This window comes from Jiangella asiatica (genome assembly GCF_004349065.1).
GTDB lineage: Bacteria > Actinomycetota > Actinomycetes > Jiangellales > Jiangellaceae > Jiangella > Jiangella asiatica.
This window is the reverse complement of record NZ_SMKZ01000016.1, coordinates 101,653-121,045: the sequence shown is the minus strand read 5'-3', so window position 1 is coordinate 121,045 and position 19,393 is coordinate 101,653. Positions and strand designations below refer to the sequence as shown.

Below are 19,393 nucleotides of genomic sequence, written 5' to 3'. Positions count from 1 at the left end.
GGGCTCCTGTCAGGCGGGGTCGAGTCGCGGGGCGAGGTCGCCGACGCGGTCGGCGAGGGTGGCCACGGTGGCGTCGAAGGCGTCGTCGGTGCCGGCGGGGACGGGGTCGGGAACGGACCAGTGCAGCCCGCCGACCTCGCCGAGCTCCTCGTGTGCGTGGTCGCAGACGGTGATCACGAAGTCGTCGTCGGCGGTGACGTCGCGCAGCATGCGGGGCCGGGTGGCACGCAGCGCGATGCCGTGCCGGCGCGCGGCGGCGACCGCGCCGGGGTCGACGCGCTCGGCAGGATGGGTGCCGGCGGAGGTGACGGGGATGGCGCTGGCTTGCCGCCAGAGCGCCGCGGCCAGCTGGGAGCGGGCGGAGTTGGCGGTGCACACGAACACCACCCGATGCGCCGTGCCGACGGCGCCCGGGACGAGGTCGTCCAGCGCGGCGGGCGCGAGCCGGACGTAGCTGCGGCGCCGATCGGCCTCGGAGCGGCCGCGATTCAGCAGGTTCGCGGCTTCCAGGGCCTTGAGGTGGTGGGCGAGCAGGTTCGACGGCATGCCGAGGCGGTCCTGCAGCTCGCTGGGGGAGAGGTCACCGAGGCTGAGCAGGTCGGCGATGTGCAGCCGCGCCGGGTCGGACAGCGCCGCGTGCTTGGCGGCCCGCCTCTCCAGCGCTGTTCGCTCAGCGTTCATTGTCTCAATCTTGACTGAGCTACCTCGTCCGGTCAAGATGTCGTCATGAGCGCGATCCACTCGGCGCCGGCGTTCTGGCGGCGTCTGCTGGCCGAATTCCTCGGCACCTGCCTGCTGGTCGCCGTCGTCGTCGGCTCCGGGATCGCGGCCCAGCGGCTGTCGCCGGACGACGTCGGGCTGCAGCTGCTGGAGAACAGCACGGCCACGGTGCTGGGACTCACGGTGCTGATCCTGGTGTTCGGACCGGTCTCGGGGGCCCACCTCAACCCCGTGGTGACCCTCGCGCAGTGGTGGCTGGGCCGGTCGTCAGGTGCCGGGCCACGGCCCGGGGAGGTCACCGGGTACGTGGCCGCGCAGTGCGCCGGCGGCATCGGCGGCGCGGTCCTGGCGAACCTCATGTTCGAGGTCCCGGCCGGTATGGCGGCGACGGGTCGCACCGGCGGCGGCCTCCTGGTCGGTGAGGTGGTCGCCACCGCCGGGCTGGTTCTGCTGATCTTCGCGCTGGCGCGCACCGGCCGCGGCGCGCTGTCCGCGCCCGCCGTCGGCGCCTACATCGGGGCGGCGTACTGGTTCACCAGCTCCACGTCGTTCGCCAACCCCGCCGTCACGGCCGGGCGGATGTTCACCGACACCTTCGCCGGCATCGCGCCGTCCTCCGTCCCGGCCTTCGTGGGTGCGCAGGTGGCCGGCGGCGCCGTCGGGGTGCTGCTCGTCATGGTCCTGTACCCCACCGCCGGCCGGGCCGCCGACGCCGTCGTCGTCCCACAGCTCGAACCCACGCAAGCCCGAATCTGAAAGGCATCTCGTGCACCTCGTCGTCATCGGCGGCAGCGACGCCGGCATCTCCGCCGCGCTGCGCGCCCGCGAGCTGGACCCGTCGGCCGAGGTGACCGTGGTGGTCGCCGACGCCTATCCGAACTTCTCCATCTGCGGCATCCCGTACTACATCTCTGGTGAGGTCGGTCACTGGTCGAACCTGGCGCACCGCACCCACGCCGACCTCGAGGCCACCGGCATGCGGCTGCGGCTGGACACCCTGGCCACCTCCCTCGACGTCGACGCGCGACGCCTGGCCGTGCGTGAGAAGGACGGCGGTGAGACGACCCTGGCCTACGACGAGCTGATCGTCGGCACCGGCGCGGTGCCCGTCCGCCCGCCGATCGCCGGCTTGGCCGATCTCGGCGCCGCGGACGGCGTGCACGTGTTGCATTCGATGGACGACACGTTCGCACTGGAGCGGAGCCTGGACCGGCTCCAGCCCTCGACGGCGCTCATCGTCGGCGCCGGCTACGTCGGGCTGGAGATGGCCGAAGGGCTGACCGCACGCGGGATCGCCGTCACGCAGGTCGAGATGCTGTCCGAGGTGCTGCCCACCATCGACCACGAGCTCGGCGCCCTGGTTCACGCCGAGCTGGACCGCAACGGCGTCACCGTACACACGCGCTCGACCGTCACCGGCATCGCCCGCGGCGATTCCGGTCCAGCGCGCCTGCACGTCGACGGCGCCGGCCCGGATGGCGAGCCGCTGGCCTGGGACGTAGACCTGGTCCTCGTGGTGGTCGGCGTCCGCCCCGACGCCGGCTTGCTGACCGCGGCCGGGGCGCGGACCGGGCCGCGCGGCGCCGTCGTCGTCGACGAGACGATGGCCACTGGGCTGCCGCACGTCTGGGCCGCCGGGGACTGCGTCGTCACCCACCACCGCCAGCTCGGCGTCACCTACCTCCCGCTGGGCACCACCGCGCACAAGCAGGGCCGGGTCGCCGGCGAGAACGCGCTCGGCGCAGCCGCGCGGTTCGCCGGCAGCCTCGGCACCCAGGTCGTGAAGGTGTTCGACCTCGTCGCGGCCCGCACCGGCCTGCGGGAGCACGAGGCCATGGCGGCCGGTTTCGCGCCGGTCAGCAGCACCGCGACCCCCGACGACCACAAGGCCTACTACCCGGGCGCCCAGCCGATCACGATCCGCGTCACCGGCGACCGCGACACCGGCCTCCTGCTTGGCGCGCAGCTCGTCGGCCCGCGCGGCACCGAGACCGCCAAGCGCGTCGACACCTACGCCGCCGCCCTGTTCCACCGCATGACGGTCGAGGCCTTCAGCGAGCTCGACCTCTCCTACACCCCGCCGCTCGGCTCGCCCTGGGACGCCACCCAGCTGGCCACCCAGGCCTGGGTCCGCGAGCACGTCCTGCCCGCACAGGTGGCTCAGCTCGTTCGCTGAGCTCAGGTCTGGCTGACGTGCCCAACGCGACGACGGCGGCGACGCCGGCGATCGCGGTGAGTACGGCGAACATGGCCGGGTAGCCGCCGACGACCTGGGCGATGGCGCTGCCGGCCCAGGGCGCGATCGCCATGGCGACCGTGGTCGGCGCGTTGAGGATCCCGTACAGGGTGCCGAAGCCGGCGATGCCCCAGCGGTCGCTGACCGCGGTCGACTGCAGCAGCGTGAACGCACCGCGGGCGATGCCCAGGGCGATGCTGGCGGCTCCAAGTACGGCCGCCGGGCCCGGGAGCAGTCCCACGGCGCCGATGGTCGCCGTGGCCGCGGCCAGGAGGGCGACGGTGCGGGCGCGTGGCGTGGTGCGGCGAGACAACGGCGCGTAGCCGATGCGGCCGAGCAGCTGCCCGGCACCGGACAGCCCGAGCGCCCACGCGGCGAGCGACATCGACAGGTCGCGGTGGGTGAGCAGCGGGATGAGGTGGATGGTGGCGGCGAACAGCGCGAACGCCGTCAGCGCGGCGCAGATGGTGAGGCAGATGAACGCCCGGCTCGTGGCCACGGCCCGGACGTGGCCGTTCCGCAGGTACGAGCGCGCCGTGTGGTCGGCGGCTGGCCAGGGCGCGCTCAGGCCGACCGCGTGCCCGGGGATCGTCGTGACCGCCAGGATGGCCGCGAGCACCACATAGGTCTCCCGCCACGACAGGTGATCGAGCAGCGCTGCGGTGGCCGGGGCGAAGATCGTGCTGGAGAGCCCCGCGACGAGGGTCAGCACGGTCAGCGCGCGGGTTCGGGCCGCACCGTACCAACGGGTCAGCGCGGTGAACGCCGGCGCGTAGAGGGTCCCGGCCTGCGCGACGCCGGCGACCACCCAGGCCGCGGCGAACCAGCCGACCCCCGGCGCGGCCGCCACGCCCAGGGTGGCGCCGACGCCGACGATCGACCCGGACGTCATCACCCAGCGGGGTCCGTGCCCGTCGATGACCCGGCCGACCACGATCCCGGCGAGGGCCGCGACCACGAGCGCGGCCGAGAATGCCGCCGTCGTCGACGGTTCCGACCAGCCGGTGTCGGCGGTGATGGCCGGCAGCGCGACCGGGAAGGAGTAGTAGAGGACGCCCCAGCCGACGATCTGGGTGAGGCACAGCGCGGCCAGCGCTCGCCGGGGACCGGCGGCCGGCTGGTTTCGTCTCACAGGCCGATGATCGCGTGCGCCTGCTGGACGTGGGCGGCGAGTGGGACGACGACGTGGTCGGCGTCGCGGCTGACGCCGCGGACGGTGTTGGAGGAGAAGGAGCGCTGGAACTCCAGCCCGAGGTACACCAGACCGGGATGGGTCGTGGAGATGCCGTCGGCGTGCAGCGGCAGGTCATTGTCGTCCAGGGCACCGAGTGGCCGCAGGTACCCGACGTTCGGCCGGTACCCGGTGGCGAAGATGACGGCGTCGACCCGCTCGCGGGTGCCGTCGGGCCAGACGACCTGGTCGCCCTCGAAGGCGGTGAACATCGCGCGGCGATCCACCCGGCCCGATTCGATGGCCGCGCGGTACGGGCCGGTGTCCAGCACCAGCGGTTTGCGCACGATGTGGCGCAGCCAAGCGCCGGGGAGGTGGTCGAAGTGGGTGACCTCGAGCCAGTGGTGCAGGTCGTGGCCGCGGATCACCTGGGGGAGGAAGGAGATGGGCGCGAGGGTCGCAAGCGTGAGGTCGGCGACGCCGGCGAGCTCGTGGGCGACCTGGACGCCGGAGTTGCCGCCGCCGACGACGATGACGCGTTTCCCGGCGTACGGAGCCGGGTTGCGGTAGTCCGCCACGTGCAGCAGCTCGCCGGCGAAACCGTCCTGCCCGGGCAGGTCCGGCGTCACCGGGCGGCCGAACGAGCCGGACGCCGCGACCATGCCCGCGGCCGGCAGGCTGTCGCCGTCGGCGGTGTGCACGACGAACCCGGGGCCGTCGGATTCGACCGCGGTCACGGTCGTGCCGGTGCGGATGTCGACGGCGAGGTGGCGGGCGTAGCTGTCGAGGTAGCCGGCTAGCTCGTCGCGGGTGGGGTAGCGGTCCGGGTCGCCGTCGAGCGGGTAGTCCGGCATCGCGCTGTAGCGGGCGGGGGAGAACAGCCGCAGGCTGTCGTAGTAGTGGGGCCAGGACCCCGACGGCCGAGCGCCCGCTTCCAGGACGATCAGCGGCAGGCCGGCATCGCGGACGGCGCGTGCGGCGGCGAGGCCGGACTGGCCGGCGCCGACGACGATCACTGGGTGTGGAGGTGTGGTCACGCGATCAACATATCGCCAAATCGCGATATGTCAAAATGACGATGCGTTGCGTATCCTCGGTGCCGTGGGCGATGTCGTGACGGCGGGGGAGCGCAGGTCGTTGCCGCTGGTGGCCGAGGACCTGGTCGAGCTGAGCGACGCCACGCACGATTTCCTCAAGGCTCTGGCCAGCCCTGCCCGGCAGAAGATCATGCTGCTGTTCGCGCGGGGCGCCGAGCTGTCGGTCGGCGAGGTCGCGCAGTTTGCCGGCATCGGTCAGTCCACCGCGTCGGAGCAGCTCAAGCTCCTGCGGCGCGGCGGCATCGTGACCGCCCGGCGGGAGGGAAAGACGGTGTACTACCGCGCCGACCGCGACGGCATGGTCAGCGCTCTCGACGACCTCCAGGCCTACCTCAAGGTCTGCTGCTGAGGCCGCGGCGCGCGGCGGGATACGTCAGCGCGTGAGGGCGAGCGCGTCGCGGATGGCGGCCAGGCGCTCGGGCACGACGCGGTAGTAGACCCAGGTGCCGCGCCGGTCGCCGGTGACGAGGCCGGCGTCGCGGAGCAGTTTCAGGTGGTGGCTCGTCGTGGCCGCGGTCTTTCCGATGCCGTCCGACACGTCGCAGGCGCACACCTCGTCGGCGTTGAGCAGCATCGAGAGGATCTTGACCCGGGCCGGGTCGGCCAGCGCCTTGAACATGCCGGCCAGCGAGACGGCATCGTCGTCGCCCATGGTCGAGGTCGGCACGCAACAGGCGTTCAGGACCGGGAGCGGCCGGGCGGCCGCGGGTGTGTCGGCGTTCAACGTGTCGATGGTCATGGTGGCTCCAGGCTACCCGGGACGGTCAACTGTTTCCATGATTGTCGAATTACTGCTTTGAAAATCGTCGAATCAGTGCTTAGATGAACGTCGAAACAAGGTTCGGATGTTCCGGGCCGCACCGATGTCGCCGAGGAGGCGCGATGCACCCGTACCTGTCCGACACACTCGCGGCTGAACACCGGCGCGAGCTGCTCGCCGCGGCTGAAAGGGGGCGCCTCGTCGCGCAGGCCACGCGCGGGCGGCCGGGCGGCCTGGCGCGCACGGTGTCGCGACTCCGCGACGCCTGGGGTGCCCTGGCCGCCGGCCGAGGCACCGCCAGTCGAGGCATCGCCTGCCGCGGCACTGCCTGCTGCGCGGTGTGCTGACCGGCCGCCGGCCGGACCCGTCGGGGACGACCTGCGAGGGGAGGTGACCACGATGGACTGCTGCGACGACCTGGTGGTGGACTGCTGCGACACCGGTTGCTGCTGAGAATCGCCGGCCCACTCTCCCATGATCATGGGAGAGGGCGGCGGAACGCGGGGAGTGGCAGGCCCGTGCCGACGCCGGGAATCCTCGACAGGTGCCACCGGCCGAGATTGGCCACCAGCAGGGCGTCGCCCTGGAACGCGGCGTTCGTCGGGTGGCACAGCAGGTGAGCGTCGGGGTCCTCGGCCAGAACCGACCAGTCGCCGGTGTTCGGGTCGACGCTCAGCAGCCGGCTCGGTTCATAGCAGGTGACGACCAGCCGCCCCCGCGCGTCGACGGCGAGACCGTCGGGCAGCATGCCGGGAAGCTCCACCACGACGTGGGACCGGCCGGCCGAGCCGTCGGGCCGCACGTCGATGGCGGTGACCCTGCGCGCCCAGGTCTCGGCCACGTACAAGACGGTGTCGTCGGCGTCGAACGCGAGCCCGTTGGCGAAGTGGAACGGTCCGGCGTGCCAGAGCCGGCCGGCGCCGTCTGGCTCGAAGGCGAAGATCCCCGGGCCGGCCCGGTCGGCGTGGCCGTTGTCCGACACCAGCACGCGGTCAGCCGCGTCGACCGCCGGGAAGTTGGGCCCGACGAAGCGCCGGCCGTCCGCGCCGTCGGCGAACCGCTCGGGCCGGTCGCTGTGCGCGGGCAACCGGAAGAGCGCGGCGTGGGCCAGGTCGCACACGTAGAGGTTGGCCTGGGAGTCGAAGGCCAACCCGAGGCAGAACCCGCCGGTGCTGGCCACCTGCTCGATCCGACCGTCCTCGATGCGGTAGATCTGGCCGCGCTCGCCGCCGCACCAGACGCTCCCGTCGGGATGGACCGCGACGCCCTCCGGATGGTCCAGACGGGGCTCGGACAGAAGCCCGTCGAAGAAGACCTCGATCGTCATCGTCGCCTCTCGCAGTCGGCGTACTGGGTACTTGTATGCTAGAGCGCCAGCTCCGGTGACGCCACGGTTCCCGATGTCTCGCCGCAGGCGGGAGATGGAGGTCCTCGATGACGACCGCGCACGCCGCGACCGACGCCTTCCCACGAGTGGACGACCTGCGAAGCGCACCGCTCCGGCACCGGCACGGCGACGTGTTCAACCCGCCGGCCCTGACGAACTATCTCGGCTGCCTGCAGGCCGATCTCGACCTCACCGGCATCCGCAGCCTCAACTTCGCCCCGTACGCCCACGCGGACACCGTGACCGCGTCGCTCTACCTCGACGGGCGCTACCTGCCGTCCTACGGCGAGCCGATCACGTTCACCTGGCGGCCGGACCGGGTGGAGCGCTCGATGACCTGCTCGGGCCTGCGCCTGACCTCGACGACGGTGCTCGTGCCCGGCCGGATGGCGGCCGTCGTGCTGGTCACCGTCGAGAACCTCGGCGGCGCGGACCGCTCGGTCGAGCTGGGGCTGGCGGTCCGCTCCACCATCGGGGCGACCCACGAGGCGCTGACCGGCTGGTTGCCCTACCACGAGGGCGACAACGCCCTCGACGTGGACGCGGCGCGGCGGGTTTGGGTGGCGACGGCCCGGCACAGTGCCGCGGTGGCCGTGCAGGGCGTCGTGGCGGTCGACGGGCGAGTGGAGACCGACGCCGCGCCCGGCCGGCTCACCGCCCGGCTGACGCTCGGTCCCGGCGGCCACCCGGCGCGAACCACCGTCGCCTACGTCCACGTGATGGGGGCGGACCGGGCCGGCTGCCTGGCGGTGTACGACGACATCGCGCGCGACCCGTCCGGCGCGGTCACCAGAGCGGAGCGGTTCTGGGACGACGAGCTGGCGGCCGTGTTCACCGGGGGCGGCCGCTACACCGGCCGGCTGCCGCTGCTGGAGACCTCCGACGACACGCTGCGTCGCCTGTACCTCACCGGGATCGTCGGCGTCATGTACTTCCGCCGCGAACGGCCGGTCGCGGTCCTCGACCCCAGCTACGACACGCTGATGCCGCGGTACTGGCAGACGTCGACCTTCCTGTGGGACTTCAGCCTGAGCTCGATCGTGCACGGGCTGCTCGACCCCGAGCCGATGCGCCGTCAGCTGGAGCACTGGATGCGCACCGACGTCCACACCTGCATGGCGACGGAGTCCGTCACCGGCGCACCGATCGGCATGTGGTACGCGGTGAACGACTTCGCGATGATCCGCTCCGCCCGCGAGTACCTGCGCTGGAGCGGCGACCACCGCTGGCTACGGCACCGGGTGGGCGACGGCGGCACGGTCTGGGACCACCTGGCCGGCTACGCCCGCGCCTGGCGGCAGTTCAAGACTCCCGGCGGCCTGGCCGACTACGGCGCCCTGGGCAACCTGCTGGAGTGCGTCAGCAGCTACGTGCACGAGGTGGCCGGGCTGAACGCGGCGAACGTCTTCAACCTCCGCACCGCCGCCGACATCGCCGAAGTGATCGGCGACGGGTCCGGCGCGGGCGTGCTGCGCGCGGAGGCCGCCGACGTGCTGGCCTCGCTGCGGGAGCTGTACGTCGAGGGCGAGGGGTACTGGTACGCACGGCACCCCGACGGCAGCAAGCGCCCGGTGCGGCACTGCTACGACTTCGCCACCATCGGCAGCCTGCTCGGCGGTGACCTGAGCGCCGAGCAACGGGCGCAGATGACGGCGTTCTTCCAGGCCGAGCTCCAGACGCCGACGTGGCTGCGCGCGCTCTCGTCGCGCGACGAGGACGCCGTCTTCAGCGTCCGTCCCGACCACCAGTGGAACGGCGCGTACACGGCCTGGCCGTCGGAGGCCGCCATGGCCCTCATCCGGATGGGCCGTCCGGAGGTCGCCGCGGAGTGGATGACGGGCCTGGCGCGGACCGCCCGGCAAGGGCCGTTCGGCCAGGCGCACTTCGACGAGCGGGTCATCGACGCCGACGGCGGCGGCGCGCGCAAGGCGCCCTGTGAGGTGCCCTACATCAGCGACTGGGCGTGCTCGTCGCACGGGTCCTGGGTCTCACTGGTGCTGGAGGGCGTGTTCGGCGTGACGGCGGACCTGGCCGGCACCGTCTCCGCCCGGCCGGAGCTGGTCGACCGGTTCGATCCGCAGGCCCGGCTGGTCGGCCTGGCCTGCCAGGGGGTCGACTACACGATCGACCGCGGGGGAGCGCACCGGTCCTCGCGGGCGTGAGGACGGCCGCCGGCGCCCGGGCTCGCCGTGCCGACGTCGTGACCCGTCCATGGACACGGCGAACCGGCGATACTAGAATTCTGGAAGACTAGTATGCAAGCAAGCGACGGGGAGCGGAATGAAGATCACCAACATCCGGGCGACGACGGTCACCGTGCCGCTCGAAGCGTCCCTGCGGCACTCCAACGGCGCGCACTGGGGTCGCTTCGTGCGCACCATCGTGGAGGTCGACACGGACGAGGGTCTGACCGGCGTCGGGGAGATGGGCGGCGGCGGGCAGGGCGCCGAGCTGGCCTTCGCCGGGCTCAAGCCGTATCTCCTGGGGCACGACCCGTTCGACCTGGAGGCACTGCGGTTCAAGATCGCGAACCCGACCGCGTCGCTGTACAACAACCGCACCCAGCTGCTGGCCGCGCTGGAGTTCGCCTGCCTGGACATCTGCGGCAAGGCGCTCGGCGTGCCGGTGTACCAGCTGCTCGGTGGCAAGGTCCGCGATCGCGTCCCCTTCGCCAGCTACCTCTTCTTCCGCTACGACAACCCCGCCACCGGCACCGGCGAGGTGTACACGCCCGACCAGCTCGTCGCGCACGCCAAGGAGCTGCGCGACGAGCACGGGTTCACCACGCACAAGCTCAAGGGCGGCGTGTTCGAGCCGGCGTACGAGCTGGCCTGCTTCCGGGCGCTGGCCGAGGCCTTCCCGGACGACCGGGTGCGCTACGACCCCAACAGTGTGTTCGCCATGGACGACGCGATCCGGTTCGGCCGCGCCATCGAGGACCTCCACAACGACTACTACGAGGACCCGGTGTGGGGGCTGAACGGGATGCGGCTGGTGCGCGAGGCCGTGCGCATCCCGCTGGCCACCAACGCCGTCGTGGTCAACTTCGAGCAGCTGGCCTCGAACGTCCGCGACCCTGCCGTCGACGTGATCCTGCTCGACACCACGTTCTGGGGCGGCATGCGCGCCTGCGTGAAGGCGGCCGGTGTGTGCGAGACCTTCCAGCTGCCGGTTTCGGTGCACTCGTCCGGCGAGCTGGGCATCCAGCTGGCGTCCATGCTGCACATGAGCGCGGTGCTGCCGTCGCTGACCTATGCGGCCGACGCCCACTACCACCACCTGGACGACGACGTCATCGTCGGCGGAAAGCTGGAGTACCGGGACGGCTCGATCGCCGTGCCCGACGGACCTGGACTCGGCGTGACCCTCGACCCCGAGCGCCTGGCCTACTACAACGAGCTGTACCACAAGCTCGGCACCTACCCGTACGACCGCGACCTCGACCGGCCCGAGTGGTTCCCGCTGCTGCCGAACGCGGACTGGGCGCCGGTGAAGCACGTCGACAGCGGTGGGCTGGCCGGGCTGGCCGAGCTCGCCGACATCCCCGCCCCGCCCTGGCGGAGCTGAGCGAACGGAGGATCGCGTGCTCGAGCTCGACGCCGAGGCCGCCGGGCGGACCGCCCTGGCGGTGATGTACGGCGGCACGGAACTGTGCAGGTACACCTACCTCAGCGACGCCGACCAGGTCGAGGCGCCGCAGCCGTACTTCCACCCGGTCCGCACCGTCGCAGGCGACCTGGTGACGCTGCACCGGCCGTGGGACCATCCGTGGCACAAGGGCATCTCGCTGGCGATGCCGAACGTCGACGACGCCAACTTCTGGGGCGGCGGCATGCAGATCCTGCGGCCGAACGGCGACATCGAGCACGTGCTGAACAACGGGACGCAGGTGCACGACTCCTTCGACCGGGTCGAGGTCCGCGACGGCCGCGTCGAGGCCGTGGAGAGGCTGCGCTGGCTCACCGAGCACGGCGAGCACTGGCTGTCGGAGGTGCGCCGGATCGGCGTGCGGCTGCTGCCCGGCGGGCAGGCGTGGGTGCTGGCGTTCACCACGACGCTGACCAACGTGCGCGGCTCGGCCATCGAGTTCGGCAGCCCCACCACGAACGGGCGGCCCGACGCGGGGTACAGCGGCTTCTTCTGGCGTGGCCAGCGCGACCTCAGCCACGGCACGATCCTCGCCGCGGACGGACCGGGCGGTCCGGCGATGATGGGGGAGCGTGCCGCGTGGCTGGCCTACGTCGGACGGCACGACGACGGGCACGGCGCGTCGACACTCGTGTTCGTCGACCACCCGGACAACGTCGGCCACCCGACCCAGTGGTTCGTGCGGTCCCAGCCGTACGCGTGCGTCTGCCCGGCGCCGTTCTTCGACCGCGCACACCGGCTCGCCGACGGTGCGAGCCTCACGTTGCACTACGACCTGGTCGTCGCGGCCGGCGCGTGGGACCATGCCACCGCCGACGCCGCGGTGACGGCCGTCCGACGACAGCACAGGGAGGAAACCTCCGATGCCCGTGTTCCGTGACGACCTGCGTGGCCGGCCCGACTGGTGCGAGCTCGAGCGGTTCGAGATCGCGACGCTGCCGCCGGGCGGTGAACACCGCTGGGCGGCGGCCCACCCGGCGAACAAGTTGGTGGTCGTCGAGGGCCGGTGCACGGTCGGTGAGAAGGCGGTCGAGCGCGGCGGCACGCTCGACGTGCCAGCCGGCGACCACACCGTGCGGTCCGACGACGAGGCGACCGTCGTGCTGCTGGGCGGGCACTGGGGTGAGGACTGCGGCGGCGCCGGCCTGTTCGGCGTGGCCAAGGCCGAGGAGCTGGGCGACATCGGCGACCCGGCGTCCTACCCCAAGGAGACGAACTTCGACCGGCACTACCACGACTGCGACGAGTACTGGATCGTCCTGCGCGGCGGCGGCACGGCCTCGTCGGAGGACGTGCTCTACGAGGTCGGCCCCGGTGACTGCGTGGCCACCAGGATGGGCAGCCATCACGACTTCCCGCTGGTCACCGATCCGGTACTGGCGGTGTTCTTCGAGACGACGATGCGCGGCGAGCTGCGGCGCGGCCACCTGTGGGAGCACACCCACGGCCCGGCCGTGGCCGCGAAGTGACCCGAGCGGCAGGAGGACACCATGGCGACGGTCGCACTGCTCGGAACACTCGACACCAAGGGCGCGGAGTACGCGTTCGTCCGTGACCTGCTGGCCGAGGCCGGTGTCGGCGTCGTGGTCGTGGACGCCGGCGTCCTGGGCACCCCCGGGCTGGCCGCCGACGTGCCGCGGGCCGAGGTCGCCGCGGCGGCCGGTGTCTCGCTGGCCGACCTCGCGGCGGCCGCGGACCGGGGTGCCGCCGTGACGGCGATGGCGCGCGGCGCGGCCGCGGTGCTGTCCGAGCTGCACCGGGACGGACGCATCCACGGCGCCCTGGCGCTCGGCGGCACCGGTGGCACGTCGATCGCCGCGGAGGCGTTCCGGGCGCTGCCCCTCGGGGTGCCCAAGGTCATCGTCTCGACGGCTGCCTCCGGCGACACCCGCCCGTACGTCGGCGTGACCGACCTCGTCCTCGTCCCGAGCGTCACCGACGTGGCCGGGGTCAACCGGCTGTCGCGGCGCATCCTCGCCAACGCCGCCGCCGCGGTCGCCGGGATGGTGAGCGTGCAGATGCCGCCGGCCGACGACGACCGGCCGCTGGTCGCGGCGAGCATGTTCGGCGTCACCACGCCGTGCGTGACCGCCGCCCGGGAGCTGCTGGAGGATCTCGGCTACGAGGTGCTGGTCTTCCACATGACCGGGATCGGCGGGCGGACGCTGGAGGAGCTGGCCGCCACCGGGTGGCTGGCCGGCGTGCTGGACGTGACGACGACGGAGCTGGCCGACGAGCTGGTGGGCGGCGTGTTCTCGGCCGGCGAGACCAGGCTGACGGCGGCCGCCGCGGCCGGGCTCCCGCAGGTGGTCTCGGTCGGGGCGCTGGACATGGTGAACTTCGGCCCCCGCGACACCGTGCCCGCCGAGTTCGCCGACCGACTGCTCTACGTCCACAACCCGAGCGTCACGCTGATGCGCACCACCCCCGCCGAGTGCGCCGAGCTGGGCCGGCGGCTGGCGACCCGGCTCTGCGCCGCCACCGGGCCGGCCTCGCTGTTCCTGCCGCTGCGCGGGGTCTCGGCGATCGCCGTCGAGGGCGGGCCGTTCCACGACCCCGTCGCCGACGCCGCGCTGTTCGACGCGATCCGCGACACCGTCGACCGTGGCGTCGTCGAGCTGGTCGAGCTCGACCTGGATGTCAACGACCCCGCGTTCGCCGCCGCGATGGCGCGCAGGTTGGACGCCTACCGTGCCTGAGTCCGTCGGGCTTCTACGGCGCCTCGTCGATGAAGCGGCTGCCCACCGGGCGGGCCATGACCGAGCAGGTCAGGGAGTTCGTGCGGATTCGCCGGTGAGGCTCACCGGTGCGTCGAGGTCCCACACGACCTCGGGGTCGGGCACCGGGATCGAACCGATCAGCAGCTTCGAGTACTCGTGTTGCGGCGCGTCGATGACGGCGCGGGTCTCGCCGCGCTCCACGATCTCGCCGCGGTAGAGGATGCAGATGTCGTCACCGATCTGGTACGCCGTACTGAGGTCGTGGGTGATGTAGAGGAACGAGATGCCGTGCTCGTCGCGAAGCCGGAGCATGATGTCGAGGATCATCGCGCGCACCGACGCGTCCACCATCGAGACCGGCTCGTCGGCGACGATCAGCCGCGGTTTGAGCAGGTACGCGCGCGCCATCATCATCCGCTGTCGCTGGCCGCCGGAGAGCTGGTGCGGGTGCTTGTCGAGCACCTCGTCCGCCCGCAGCCCGACCACGGCCAGCGCCTCGTCGACCAGCCGCTGGGCGGCCCGCTTGTCCGGTGCCAGGTCGAAGCGGCGGACGGCGACGTCGAAGATGTGCCGCATCCGGTAGAACGGGTTGTAGACGCCGAAGGGGTCCTGGAAGATCGCCTGCACCTCGCGGCGGTACTCCAGCCGCCCGCGGCGGCTCAGCCCGGCGAGGTCGCGGCCGCGGTAGGTGATGCTGCCCGACGTGAGCCCGGTGAAGCCGAGGATCGCGTCGGCCAGCGTCGTCTTCCCGCTGCCGCTCTCGCCGGCGATGGTCGTGATGCTGGCGGCGCCGTCGGCGATGGTGAGGTCGACGTCGCGCAGGGCCGTGACGGCGTTCTGGCGTTTGCCGTAGACCTTGGTGGCGCCGCGGACGGCGAGCAGCGGCTCAGGCATGGGTCGGGTCCTCCTCGGTGACGGCCCAGGTCTCGTCGTCGGCGCGCGCGGCGAAGTGGCCGGGACTGACCTCGTACAGATCAACTGGACGCCGCCGACTGGACATCTGCCGTCCTCGGCTGAGAAGCGTGCCTCGGCCGTGGTCGGGGAAGCGCAGCTCAGACGGGACGATCGGCTTGCGCCGGTGGATGGACGGCACCGACGCGATGAGGTGGCGCGTGTACGGGTGCCGCGGGTCGCGGAAGATCTCCGCGACCGGGCCGATCTCCACGATGTTGCCCGCGTACATGACCGCGATCCGGTCGACCAGGTGCGCCTGCAGCGCCATGTCGTGGCCGATCAGGATCATCGAGCTGTTCAGCCGGTCCTTCACCTCCATCAGGGTGCGGGCCACGACGCGTTGCACGACGACGTCCAGGGCACTGGTCGGCTCGTCGGCGATGATCAGCGACGGGCTCAGCGCGATGGCCATCGCGATGCACGCGCGCTGCTTCATCCCGCCGGACAGCTCGTGCGGGTACAGGCGCATCACCCGTGGCGGCAGTCCCACCGTCTCGAGCAGGCCGGTCACCCGCTCGGTGAGCGCGGCACCGCGAGCGCGGCCCTCGTGGGTGCGGATGACGTCGACGATCTGGTCGCCCACCCGCAGGACGGGGTTCAGCGAGTTCATCGAGCCCTGGGGGATCAGCGACACCTCCGACCAGCGCCGGCGCCGCAGCGTGCGCTCGTCGGCGGCCAGCAGGTCCTCGCCGTGCAGCATGACCGTGCCGCCCACGATCCGTCCCGGCGGCGACACCAGCCGCAGCAGGGCCATCGCCGTGGTGGACTTGCCGGAGCCTGACTCGCCGACCAGGCCGAGGGTCTCGCCGGCGCGCACGTCGAAGCTGACGCCGTTGACGGCGATGATGTCGCCGCGGCCGGTGCCGTAGTGCACCCGCAGGTCCCTGACCCGCAGCACGTTCTGGTCGCCGGTCATGTCCGAGCTCCCCGCAGCCGCGGGTTCGCGATCTCGTCCAGCCCGATCGCGATGAGGAACAGGCCGATGAAGATGACCATGAGGATGATGGCCGGGAAGCCCCACCACCACCACATGCCGCGCAGGATGGCTGAGCCCTCGATCGCCTGCGACACGATCATGCCCAGTGTCGGGACCCGCTGCGGCCCGAGGCCGAGAGCCTCCAGGCCGACCGCCGCCAGGATGCCGCCGGACATCCCGCCGATGAAGCTAGCCGCCAGGTAGGGAAGCAGGTTGGGCAGCATCTCCCTGAACATGATCTCGGTGTCGGACACGGCGGAGAGCCGGGCCATCCGCACGTAGCCCTGCTCGCGCATCGACAGCACCTGGGCACGGATCATCCGGGTCGGGCCCGCCCACGCGAACACCGCGATGATGAGGGCCATCGTGGTGGCGTTCATCTCCGGGATGTACGCCGCGATGACGATCATGATGGCCAGTGTCGGGATGGTCATCGCGGTGTCGGAGAGGATGCGGATGACGGCGTCGACGGCGCCGCCGAGGTAGCCGGCGAGGAAGCCCAGGACGACCCCGACCAGCATGCTGATGAGTGCCACGATCAGCCCGACCCGCAGCGTCGTGGGGCTGCCGACGACGATCAGCGCGAGCATGTCGCGTCCGGAGTTCTCCGTACCCAGCGGGTGGTCCATGCTGCCGCCGTCGACCCAGAAGGGCGGCAGGTTCAGCGGTGACGTCGCGGCGCGCGCCAGCGTGGTGTCCCAGACCAGGCCGCCGATGAACGTGCTGACGAGGATGACGCCGACGATGACGGCACCGGCGACCAGCTTGCGGTTGCGCCACGGCGAGGCCGGGCGAGCGCCGGCCTCCTCGGCCTCGATCTCGGCCTCGGCGATCCGGGTGAGCGTCGGGTCCATCCGTCACCTCCTCTCGTAGGTGATGCGCGGGTCCAGCAGCGGGTAGACCAGATCGATGATCAACACCGCTGTGACCGTTGTGAGGATGAGGATGAAGACGATGCCCTGGATCAGGGTGAAGTCGGCGTTCGTGATCGCCTGGTAGAGCAGCGCCCCGGTGCCGGGATAGCCGAACAGGTACTCCACCAGGACGGTGCCGCCGACCAGGCCGCCCAGGCCGAGCACCAGGGCGGTGACCTGCGGGAGCATGGCGTTGCGGATCTGGTACTGGAACAGGATGCGGCCCGGCCGCAGGCCCTTGGCGTTGGCGAGCGTGAGGTAGTCCTCACCCTCGACGGTGATCATCATGCCGCGCATGCCCAGCGCCCACACGCCCATGCTGGCGACGACGATCGACAGCGCCGGCAGCGTGCCGTGCTGGATGACGCTGTTCACGAAGGCCGGATCGAACGCGTCGGGCGTCAACCCGCTGCGATACCCGCCCGACACCGGGAACAGCCGAAGCGTGAACACGAACAGGTAGATCAGCAGGATCCCGAGGATGTAGAACGGGATCGCGGTGAACGTCAGCGAGAGGGGCATGAGCACCCGCAGCAGGCGCGGGGTGCGCCGCCACGCCAGCAGCGCGCCGATCACGGTGCCCAGCACGAACGACAGCACCGTCGCCACGGTGAGCAGCCCGAGCGTCCACGGGACCGCGCGGCCGATCAGGCTGTTGACCTCGGTGGGGAAGTTCGCCAGCGAGTAGCCGAAGTCGAACGTGAGCATGTTGCGCAGGTAGGTCAGGTACTGCACGAAGAGCGGGTCGTCCAGGCCGAACCGCTCCCGCCACGCCGCGATCAGCTCCTCACCGCCAGCGACGTGGCCGGACTGCATCGTGATGCGGGCCACCATGCCCTCGACCGGGTCGCCGGACAGGCGCGGGATGAAGAACATGATGGTCGCGCTCAGCCACAGCGTGAACACATACATGCCCAGCCGGCGAGCCACGTACCCCCAGGTGAGACCGCGCACGTCAGGCCCGCTGCAGGTTGTGGATGATGCGGTGGCTGGAGTTCCAGACCACCGGCGGCTGGATGTAGGCGTCCTCCCGGCTCGGCCATCCGGTCCAGTAGGTGGTGTTGTGGCTGTACAGCTTCTTGGCGTGCGCGGCGGCGAAGAACGGCAGGTCGCGCAGGTACTCGCGGGCCGCCGCGACGAAGTGCTCGTCGATTCGGGGGTCGCCCAGCGGCAGGCTGGCCATCGCGTCGACCTGGCGGCTGTACTCGGCATTGGCCCAGCGGACCCCGTTGCCGCCGGTCGTCGTGGCGCCGCCGCCGGAGGCCTGGCCCACCGGTGCCACGCGGCGCTGGTGGTAGAGGTCCATCGAGTACCACGGCTCACTGACCGAGCCGCAGGCGGAGAAGTCGCTGGCCGCCTCGAACTCGCCGAGCTTGATGTTGTCGGCGAACGTCGGGAAGGCCAGCCGTCGCAGCGAGGCCCGGATGCCGACGCGTTCCAGCTGCTCGGCGATGACCTCGGCGTACCGGGACAGCTCGGTCGCCTCCGTCGGGGTGTCGATCTGCAGGGTCAGCTCGCGGCCGTCCAGCGTGTAGTACCCGTCGCCGCTGCGCGTCCAGCCCTTGGACTCGATGAGCTGTGCGGCGCGGTCGGGGTCGTGCTCCAGGATCGGGAACTCCTCGAACACCCCCTCGTCCTCCAGCAGCTGGACGTAGCGCTCGAGACCTTCGTACGGCGGGAAGAACATAGCCGCCTTCGTCGTCGAACCCTCGTAGGCGATGTCGACGATCTCGTCCTTGTCGACGGCGAAGTTGACCGCCCATCGCATGTCGCGGTCGTCCCACGGCGCCAGCGCGGTGTTGAACGAGAACAACCGTGTGCACGGGTCGGCCCACGAGTATGGCCGGTCCGGGTTCCACGACACCATCGACTCGTTGCGGCCGTGCATCGTCTCGTACGCGCCGGTGGTGATGTCGTCCAGGAAGTCGAACTCGTTGTTCGACGCCCGCGCCACCAGGATCTCCTCGGTCTCGGCGGCCTCGAACTCGATGAACTCCGGCTCCGGCAGCTCCTGGAAGCCGGCTTTGGCGCCCCACCAGTTGGGGTCGCGCTCCCACGTCACCAGGTTCTCCGAGGCGCTGGCGAGCTTGTACGGCCCGGTGAACACCGGCCAGCCCTGCTCGGGGTCGTAGTTCTCGAACGTCAGGGGGTCCTGTCCGGCCCAGATGTGCTCAGGCAGGATCACGATGCTGCGGAAGATCTTGACCGAGAAGTAGTCCAGCTGGAACCGCGGGTTGGGCGCGGTCAGCGTGAACTCGACGGTCAGCGGGTCGACCTTGCGGACCGACCGGACCCACTTCTGCATCTCGATCGCATGCGCGAAGTTGATCTCGGCCGGGCCGGTCCGGAGCAGCTCGATGGTGAACACCACATCGTCCGCGTCGTAGACCTCGCCGTCGGACCACGTGATGCCGTCGCGGATGCGTAGCGTCCACACGTCGAGGGTCTCGTTGGGTGTGAACTCCTCGCCCAGCCATGGCTCGATCTCGCTGGTCTCGTAGTTCAGCATGAACAGCGGCTCGCTGAGCGCGCACTGGAATCCGGCGTCGTCACGCATCCCCGGCGCCATCGGGTTCCACAGGTTCGGCGAGGCGATGCGTGAGGTGATGGGCAGCCGCAGCGTGCGGGCCCGCCGGCTGTCGCCGTCGCCCTCGCCGCCGGGGCTCGGTGATCCCCCCTCGCAGGCCGCGAGAGTCGCGGTGATCGGCACCAGGGCGAAGCCAGCCGTGCCCTGGAGGAAACGTCGTCGGGACAGCTCCGCAGGCCCGAGCGGGCGGGGCAGGTCGTCACCCATGGCGACCACACTCCTT

Annotated in this window: 18 protein-coding genes and 1 pseudogene; 9 read left to right on the top strand and 10 right to left on the bottom strand. The window is 71.5% G+C overall.

The window, feature by feature from the left end:
- Window positions 1-9: 9 nt before the first annotated feature.
- The gene (locus tag E1269_RS13270) at window positions 10-681 is read right to left on the bottom strand and encodes an arsenate reductase/protein-tyrosine-phosphatase family protein (protein ID WP_131895190.1); all 672 of its coding nucleotides are present in this window, start codon (window positions 679-681) and stop codon (window positions 10-12) included.
- Window positions 682-726: 45 nt separating this feature from the next.
- Between E1269_RS13270 and E1269_RS13265 the strand changes: the two genes are divergently transcribed.
- The gene (locus E1269_RS13265) at window positions 727-1,476 is read left to right on the top strand and encodes an aquaporin (protein ID WP_131895188.1); all 750 of its coding nucleotides are present in this window, start codon (window positions 727-729) and stop codon (window positions 1,474-1,476) included.
- Between the two features lie 10 nt (window positions 1,477-1,486).
- Window positions 1,487-2,896, top strand: a complete 1,410-nt coding sequence (locus E1269_RS13260) for an FAD-dependent oxidoreductase (protein ID WP_131895186.1) — start codon at window positions 1,487-1,489, stop codon at window positions 2,894-2,896.
- A gap of 202 nt (window positions 2,897-3,098) precedes the next feature.
- Here the strand turns inward: E1269_RS13260 and E1269_RS33375 are convergent.
- Both E1269_RS33375 and E1269_RS13250 read right to left on the bottom strand, forming a co-directional pair.
- Window positions 3,099-4,088 (bottom strand): annotated as a pseudogene (locus tag E1269_RS33375) (MFS transporter); the annotation flags it as partial.
- On the bottom strand, window positions 4,085-5,164 hold the full coding sequence (locus E1269_RS13250; RefSeq protein WP_131895184.1) for a flavin-containing monooxygenase: 1,080 nt from the start codon (window positions 5,162-5,164) through the stop codon (window positions 4,085-4,087). The pseudogene E1269_RS33375 and the gene E1269_RS13250, both read right to left, overlap by 4 nt.
- A gap of 64 nt (window positions 5,165-5,228) precedes the next feature.
- On the opposite strand from E1269_RS13250, the gene E1269_RS13245 reads away from it, so the two are divergent.
- The gene (locus E1269_RS13245; RefSeq protein ID WP_203433483.1) at window positions 5,229-5,573 is read left to right on the top strand and encodes an ArsR/SmtB family transcription factor; all 345 of its coding nucleotides are present in this window, start codon (window positions 5,229-5,231) and stop codon (window positions 5,571-5,573) included.
- Between the two features lie 24 nt (window positions 5,574-5,597).
- On the opposite strand, the gene E1269_RS13240 is transcribed toward E1269_RS13245, so the two are convergent.
- On the bottom strand, window positions 5,598-5,963 hold the full coding sequence (locus E1269_RS13240) for an ArsR/SmtB family transcription factor (protein ID WP_131895182.1): 366 nt from the start codon (window positions 5,961-5,963) through the stop codon (window positions 5,598-5,600).
- Window positions 5,964-6,106: 143 nt separating this feature from the next.
- On the opposite strand from E1269_RS13240, the gene E1269_RS13235 reads away from it, so the two are divergent.
- Window positions 6,107-6,331 carry a hypothetical protein gene (locus tag E1269_RS13235; RefSeq protein ID WP_131895180.1) on the top strand — a complete coding sequence of 75 codons (225 nt, stop codon included), beginning with the start codon at window positions 6,107-6,109 and terminating at the stop codon, window positions 6,329-6,331.
- A gap of 131 nt (window positions 6,332-6,462) precedes the next feature.
- On the opposite strand, the gene E1269_RS13230 is transcribed toward E1269_RS13235, so the two are convergent.
- The gene (locus E1269_RS13230) at window positions 6,463-7,311 is read right to left on the bottom strand and encodes an SMP-30/gluconolactonase/LRE family protein (protein WP_131895178.1); all 849 of its coding nucleotides are present in this window, start codon (window positions 7,309-7,311) and stop codon (window positions 6,463-6,465) included.
- A gap of 107 nt (window positions 7,312-7,418) precedes the next feature.
- Here E1269_RS13230 and E1269_RS13225 point away from each other — a divergent pair, with 107 nt between their 5' ends.
- From E1269_RS13225 to E1269_RS13205, 5 genes are all read left to right on the top strand, one after another.
- Complete coding sequence (locus tag E1269_RS13225; protein ID WP_131895176.1) at window positions 7,419-9,533, top strand: glucosidase family protein; 2,115 nt, start codon at window positions 7,419-7,421, stop codon at window positions 9,531-9,533.
- A gap of 118 nt (window positions 9,534-9,651) precedes the next feature.
- Window positions 9,652-10,938, top strand: a complete 1,287-nt coding sequence (locus tag E1269_RS13220; protein ID WP_131895174.1) for an enolase C-terminal domain-like protein — start codon at window positions 9,652-9,654, stop codon at window positions 10,936-10,938.
- Window positions 10,939-10,954: 16 nt separating this feature from the next.
- Complete coding sequence (locus tag E1269_RS13215) at window positions 10,955-11,899, top strand: DUF6807 domain-containing protein (protein WP_203433481.1); 945 nt, start codon at window positions 10,955-10,957, stop codon at window positions 11,897-11,899.
- Window positions 11,883-12,488, top strand: a complete 606-nt coding sequence (locus E1269_RS13210; RefSeq protein WP_131895172.1) for a cupin domain-containing protein — start codon at window positions 11,883-11,885, stop codon at window positions 12,486-12,488. Before E1269_RS13215 ends, E1269_RS13210 begins: the two co-directional genes overlap by 17 nt.
- Before the next feature lie 21 nt (window positions 12,489-12,509).
- Window positions 12,510-13,718, top strand: a complete 1,209-nt coding sequence (locus tag E1269_RS13205; RefSeq protein ID WP_131895170.1) for a Tm-1-like ATP-binding domain-containing protein — start codon at window positions 12,510-12,512, stop codon at window positions 13,716-13,718.
- Window positions 13,719-13,787: 69 nt separating this feature from the next.
- On the opposite strand, the gene E1269_RS13200 is transcribed toward E1269_RS13205, so the two are convergent.
- From E1269_RS13200 to E1269_RS13180, 5 genes are read right to left on the bottom strand one after another with little or no spacing between them, the layout of a single operon-like run.
- Window positions 13,788-14,633: an ABC transporter ATP-binding protein gene (locus tag E1269_RS13200; RefSeq protein ID WP_131895168.1), complete on the bottom strand. Its 846-nt coding sequence runs from the start codon at window positions 14,631-14,633 to the stop codon at window positions 13,788-13,790.
- Window positions 14,626-15,609: an ABC transporter ATP-binding protein gene (locus tag E1269_RS13195; protein WP_131895166.1), complete on the bottom strand. Its 984-nt coding sequence runs from the start codon at window positions 15,607-15,609 to the stop codon at window positions 14,626-14,628. The genes E1269_RS13200 and E1269_RS13195 overlap by 8 nt, the downstream gene beginning before the upstream one ends.
- Entirely contained in the window at window positions 15,606-16,523 is a 918-nt protein-coding gene (locus E1269_RS13190; RefSeq protein ID WP_131895164.1) for an ABC transporter permease, read from the bottom strand. Before E1269_RS13190 ends, E1269_RS13195 begins: the two co-directional genes overlap by 4 nt.
- 3 nt (window positions 16,524-16,526) lie before the next feature.
- Window positions 16,527-17,537 carry an ABC transporter permease gene (locus E1269_RS13185; protein ID WP_131895162.1) on the bottom strand — a complete coding sequence of 337 codons (1,011 nt, stop codon included), beginning with the start codon at window positions 17,535-17,537 and terminating at the stop codon, window positions 16,527-16,529.
- Between the two features lies 1 nt (window position 17,538).
- Complete coding sequence (locus E1269_RS13180) at window positions 17,539-19,377, bottom strand: ABC transporter substrate-binding protein (RefSeq protein WP_162606395.1); 1,839 nt, start codon at window positions 19,375-19,377, stop codon at window positions 17,539-17,541.
- Window positions 19,378-19,393 lie beyond the last annotated feature (16 nt).

What these genes read in the sequence shown, in the direction of transcription:
- E1269_RS13270 (WP_131895190.1), bottom strand. Translation starts at nt 681, where the DNA reads ATGAACGCTGAGCGAACAGCGCTGGAGAGGCGGGCCGCCAAGCACGCG.
- E1269_RS13265 (WP_131895188.1), top strand. Translation starts at nt 727, where the DNA reads ATGAGCGCGATCCACTCGGCGCCGGCGTTCTGGCGGCGTCTGCTGGCC.
- E1269_RS13240 (WP_131895182.1), bottom strand. Translation starts at nt 5,963, where the DNA reads ATGACCATCGACACGTTGAACGCCGACACACCCGCGGCCGCCCGGCCG.
- E1269_RS13235 (WP_131895180.1), top strand. Translation starts at nt 6,107, where the DNA reads ATGCACCCGTACCTGTCCGACACACTCGCGGCTGAACACCGGCGCGAG.
- E1269_RS13230 (WP_131895178.1), bottom strand. Translation starts at nt 7,311, where the DNA reads ATGACGATCGAGGTCTTCTTCGACGGGCTTCTGTCCGAGCCCCGTCTG.
- E1269_RS13225 (WP_131895176.1), top strand. Translation starts at nt 7,419, where the DNA reads ATGACGACCGCGCACGCCGCGACCGACGCCTTCCCACGAGTGGACGAC.
- E1269_RS13220 (WP_131895174.1), top strand. Translation starts at nt 9,652, where the DNA reads ATGAAGATCACCAACATCCGGGCGACGACGGTCACCGTGCCGCTCGAA.
- E1269_RS13210 (WP_131895172.1), top strand. Translation starts at nt 11,883, where the DNA reads ATGCCCGTGTTCCGTGACGACCTGCGTGGCCGGCCCGACTGGTGCGAG.
- E1269_RS13205 (WP_131895170.1), top strand. Translation starts at nt 12,510, where the DNA reads ATGGCGACGGTCGCACTGCTCGGAACACTCGACACCAAGGGCGCGGAG.
- E1269_RS13200 (WP_131895168.1), bottom strand. Translation starts at nt 14,633, where the DNA reads ATGCCTGAGCCGCTGCTCGCCGTCCGCGGCGCCACCAAGGTCTACGGC.
- E1269_RS13195 (WP_131895166.1), bottom strand. Translation starts at nt 15,609, where the DNA reads ATGACCGGCGACCAGAACGTGCTGCGGGTCAGGGACCTGCGGGTGCAC.
- E1269_RS13190 (WP_131895164.1), bottom strand. Translation starts at nt 16,523, where the DNA reads ATGGACCCGACGCTCACCCGGATCGCCGAGGCCGAGATCGAGGCCGAG.
- E1269_RS13180 (WP_162606395.1), bottom strand. Translation starts at nt 19,377, where the DNA reads ATGGGTGACGACCTGCCCCGCCCGCTCGGGCCTGCGGAGCTGTCCCGA.